General features: G+C 78.1%; 5 protein-coding genes. 2 read left to right on the forward strand and 3 right to left on the reverse strand.

Annotated features, from left to right (window positions below; all coding sequences use genetic code 11):
- Positions 1–94: 94 nt before the first annotated feature.
- Both IHE55_RS30265 and IHE55_RS30270 read right to left on the reverse strand, forming a co-directional pair.
- Positions 95–1,030 (reverse strand): M56 family metallopeptidase, encoded by a 936-nt coding sequence (locus IHE55_RS30265; RefSeq protein WP_197987652.1) that lies wholly within the window; start codon positions 1,028–1,030, stop codon positions 95–97.
- Between the two features lie 196 nt (positions 1,031–1,226).
- Positions 1,227–1,805, reverse strand: a complete 579-nt coding sequence (locus tag IHE55_RS30270) for a DUF5134 domain-containing protein (protein ID WP_197992629.1) — start codon at positions 1,803–1,805, stop codon at positions 1,227–1,229.
- A gap of 313 nt (positions 1,806–2,118) precedes the next feature.
- Here IHE55_RS30270 and IHE55_RS30275 point away from each other — a divergent pair, with 313 nt between their 5' ends.
- Positions 2,119–2,559 (forward strand): VOC family protein, encoded by a 441-nt coding sequence (locus IHE55_RS30275; RefSeq protein WP_197987650.1) that lies wholly within the window; start codon positions 2,119–2,121, stop codon positions 2,557–2,559.
- A 338-nt stretch (positions 2,560–2,897) separates the two neighbouring features.
- Here IHE55_RS30275 and IHE55_RS30280 read toward each other — a convergent pair whose 3' ends face one another.
- Complete coding sequence (locus IHE55_RS30280) at positions 2,898–3,290, reverse strand: VOC family protein (protein ID WP_197987649.1); 393 nt, start codon at positions 3,288–3,290, stop codon at positions 2,898–2,900.
- A 172-nt stretch (positions 3,291–3,462) separates the two neighbouring features.
- Between IHE55_RS30280 and IHE55_RS30285 the strand changes: the two genes are divergently transcribed.
- A complete protein-coding gene (locus tag IHE55_RS30285) occupies positions 3,463–4,035 on the forward strand; it encodes a GNAT family N-acetyltransferase (protein ID WP_197987648.1) in 573 nt (190 codons plus the stop codon).
- Positions 4,036–4,397 lie beyond the last annotated feature (362 nt).

Here is a 4,397-nt window from a genome sequence, read left to right on the forward strand (position 1 = left end):
GTGGTGGTGCAGAGCTGTTCGGGCCCGCCGCGTCGCGGGGCCGGGCGTCCCGCGGGGGAGGGCCGGCCGGGTCGCGCCGGGCCGCCGTGCCGGTTCAGCCGAGCACGCGGAGCGCCGGCACCAGCGCGATCAGGACCGGAACCACCGGGACGAGCGCCGCCGCGGCGGTCAGCCGGCGCCGCCGCCACACCGGCAGCCGGGCGGCGGGGGCGAGCAGCCGGTCCACCCGCCGCGGGACCTCGGCGAATTGCGCCGGGCAGGGGCCGAACACGCCGCGGTCCTCGTTGAGTTCGACCAGCGCCAGGGCGGTGGTCAGCCGTCCGAAACGGCGCGACGCCGCGTCGTCCGCGGCCAGTTCCACCAGCCGGTGCACCTGGTCGCGGAACGCCGCGAAGACCGGTACCTGCGGGAAGCCGGTGGCCAGCGCGGAGGCGCAGTGCAGCAGCCAGTCGTGCCGGGCCCGGGCGTGCCCCTGCTCGTGGGCGAGCACCGCGTCCAGCTGACGGCCCCTGAGGCGGCGCAGCGCGGCGGTGGTGATGACCAGCCGGGGTGTCGCCCCGGGCAGCCACCAGGCGCCGGGCCGGTCGCCCTCCAGGACCACCAGCCGGTCGGCCCGGGGCTCCTCGCCCGGCAGCAGCGGGGCGCGGACCAGGAGTTCGGCGCGCCGCTGCCGGCGCCGGGCCCGGGCCCGCATGATCTCTCGGCCCAGCATCACCGCGGTCCAGCCCGCGCCGCAGGCGAGGGCGATCGCCACCGGACCGGCCCAGCGGTCGTAGGCGGTGAGCGCGTAGGACTCCACCACACCGGCCGGGGCGGGGGCGAAGACATTGCCCCGGACCGCTTCGGACGCCGCGGCGGCGCTCAGCGCCATGGCCAGTCCGCAGCACATCAGCACACCCACCACCACGCACTGCCACAACCACAGTGCGAGGACGGGTTCGCGGTCGAGCCAGTCGGAGCGGGCCAGCAGGCGCGGCGCCAGTGCCGCGGCCAGAGCACCAAGGACCAGCAGCGCGAGCGGGACCATCATGCCGCCAGCCTATGAGCGTGGCGCCGCGCCCGGGTATGGAGATGCCGGGAAGTGACGCACGCCACGGTATCCATCCCGTCCACGCCGGCCCGGGGCGGCCGGGATGCCCGCCCACGCGCGGCCGGCCTCGGCCGTGGGGCGGTGGCGGGAGAGCGGCCGCGGCCACGGAACGGTGGCGGGCGGGTGGCCGGGGCGCTCACATGGTCAGCAGCATCCCGCACATGGCGACGCTCATCGCCAGCCGGCAGGCCGCGGCGAGTTCGGGGCGTTCGGTCAGCGCCACCGCGCCCGGCGCCGGTCCGGCCGCGGCCACCGGCACCAGCCGCAGTCCGGCCCGCACCGCGTACCCGGCGAAGTACCCGAGGAGGACGGCGGTGAGGACGAGGGAGGGGCCGGTGGGACCGGTGCCGTGGCCCGTGTGCCCGGCGCCGTCGCCCGGCGCCGGGAGGACCGCGGCCACCGACATGTAGATCATGGCGACCGCCTCGACGGTGTGGTGCCCGCCCCACCCGCCGGTGCCCGCCCTCCGCCGCACCGACAGCGCCGGCAGGGCCGCCGCACCGGCCGCCACCGCCGTCAGCCGTGCCCACAGGGCGCTGTCCGGTGCCGTCACCGCCGGGACGGCCATCACCGCCATGCCCCAGCCCAGCGCCGCCTCGGCGCGGAAGGCCCGGCGCGGGCCCGGCGGCGCGGCGCGGGCGCGCGCGGTGCAGTACGCCCCGCCGGCGGCACCCAGCACCAGCAGCAGCCAGCCGACGAGTGGTGGACCGTGCACGCCGCCGCACCCCCTTCGGGCGCCCCGGACCGGCCGGAACGGCAAGGGGCGCCGCAGGGAGCATGCCCCGGGGCGGCGGCGGGTACGTCGGCGCGGCGGGCCGGGGGACCTGGGCGGTACGTCGGTGCAACGGGACCGGGAGTACGTCGGCGCTACGGGCCGGGGCCGTATGTCGCCGTGACGGGACGCAAGTACCCGGGGGGACGTCGGCGCGGCGGGGCCGGGGGACCGCTGGACGTAGGCCCCGGGCCGGAGGCCGGAGCCGTTCCGGCGGCCGATGCCGGGCGGCCGAACGGGCTGCCAGCATCGCCGTATGACGACCTCCTGGCCCGCCCATCTCGATGTCGGCGCGGTGCGCTTCGCCCGGCCGACCGCCCGCTACGACGAAGTCCTCGTCTTCTACCGCGACATCCTCGGCCTGCCGGTCATCGGCCAGTGGCGCGGCCACGCCGGATACGACGGGATGCTGTTCGGGCTGCCCGGGACGCCGGTGCACATGGAGATCACGCAGCACGGCGACCCGCCGCGCATCCCCGAGCCCCACCCGGAGAACCAGCTGGTGCTCTACCTGCGCGGGCCCGAGGCCGTCGCCGAGGCGGTGCGCACCCTCGCCGCACGCGGCCACCACCCGGTACCGGCGGCCAACCCGTACTGGCCCGAGCGGGGGGCGGTGGTCTTCGCCGACCCGGACGGCTGGATGGTGGTGCTGGCACCCTGGGTCTTCGGCGCGGAGCCCCCGCCGGCCGTGGACTGAGCGGGTTCCGGGACGCCCCCGGTACGCACCGCCGGTCACCCCGGGACGGGCCCGGCCGGGCCGTTCCGGCACCGGGCCGGGTCGTGACCCCGCCCGCCGGTACCCGACCGGCGCACGGCACCGCCCGGACCGGGGCGGGCCGTCGATGGGCGGCCCTTCGGCCCCGGCGTACGGTGCCCGCGCGGCGGTCCCGGCACGGCGACTCCCGCACGGCCCCCCGGGCGCCACGGGGGTGACCCGTACAGGCGGGCTCGTGGGGGCGACCCCGTACAGGGCGGGGAGCCGTGCGGCGGGCGGGGGCGCCGGGCCGGTTCCGGCGGCGTCCCCGGCCGGTGGGCTCAGATGCCGGGCCGGTATCGCAGCGGATGCCCCTCCGGCACCTCCACCACGCACAGCCGGACCCCGTCCGGGTCCTCGACCCACATCTCGACCAGCCCCCACGGCTCCTGCAGGGGTTCCCGGACCACCCGGGCGCCCCGCGCAACCAGTTCGCGGTGCGCCGCCCGGACGTCGGCGACCTGCAGCCACAGCTGGAGGCCGGGCGCGGGCGGGGTGTCGGACCGGCCGGCGACCTCCAGGAAGCCGCCCCCGAGGAAGTAGACGGTGCCGCGGTCGGGGCCGGTGCCGAACTCCCGGTGGACCGCGAGACCGAGCGTCTCGCCGTAGAAGGCGCGGGACCGCTCCGGATCGGTGGGGCGCAGCAGCACCCGGCTGCTCAGTACGTGGACCATGCGGCGAACCCTAGCGCCGGGGGCGTTAAGGTTCGCCCTGCCGTCCCCGACGGCGGGGCGGCGCGCCGGACCCGGCGGGTACCGCCATCGCGCGGCGGGACGGCCGCGGCCCGTGGCGCGGCCGCCGTCACGCCGCACGAACCCCTGCCGTACCGAGGAAGGACCCGTCCGCATGGAGACCGCCAGGAGTCCCCGGCCCGCCGCCGGACTGAGCTTCCGTACCGCGACCGACGCCGATGTGCCGGCCCTGGTCGCGCTCGTCGAGTCCGCGTACCGGGGGGACGCCAGCCGGGCGGGGTGGACGACCGAGGCGGACCTGCTGGGCGGGCAGCGCACCGACCCCGAGGGCGTGTCCGCGGTGGTGAACGCCGAGGACGGCCGGATGGTGGTGGCCGAGCGGGACGGCGAGCTGATCGCCTGCTGCCAGCTGGAGCGTCGGAGAGGGGACGTGGGGGAGCCGGTGGCGTACTTTGGGATGTTCGCGGTGCGGCCCGGACTCCAGGGGGCGGGCGTGGGCAAGGCCGTCCTGGCCGAGGCGGAGCGCCTCGTGGCGGCCGAGTGGGGCGCCCGGGAGATGCACATGACGGTGATCGCGGTGCGCGAGGAGCTGATCGCCTGGTACGAACGCCGCGGCTACGCCCGGACCGGGCGGATGGCGCCGTTCCCCTACGGCGACGAGCGTTTCGGTATCCCGCGTCGGCCGGACCTGGAGTTCGAACTGCTGGTCAAGCCGCTGGGCGGGTGAGCGGGCGGGCGGTCGCCGGCTCCGGTACCGAACCCTCGCCGCGGGGCCCGGAGACCCGTTATCCTCCGCACCGCCGGGCTCGCAGAACCCCGTACCGGTCCGCCGCCGCGGGCTCGGAAACGGCCGCGCACCGTCCCGCCGCCGGGCCCGGACGCCGCGTGCGAGCCCACCACTGCCGGGTTCGCAACCCCCCGTACCGGCCCGCCGCCGGGCTCGGATCGGTCCCGTGCCGGCCTGCCACCGGGCCGCACGGTCCTTGCCGGGCCCCGGTCCGGCGGCCCGTTCCCGCACGGCCGCGGCCCGGCCGCCGTCGTGCCCCGCTCAGCCGCGTGCTCGATGCCGGCCCGGCCCTTCAGGCCCGG

Origin of the sequence: Streptomyces pactum, assembly GCF_016031615.1 — a bacterium.
Lineage (GTDB): Bacteria > Actinomycetota > Actinomycetes > Streptomycetales > Streptomycetaceae > Streptomyces > Streptomyces pactus.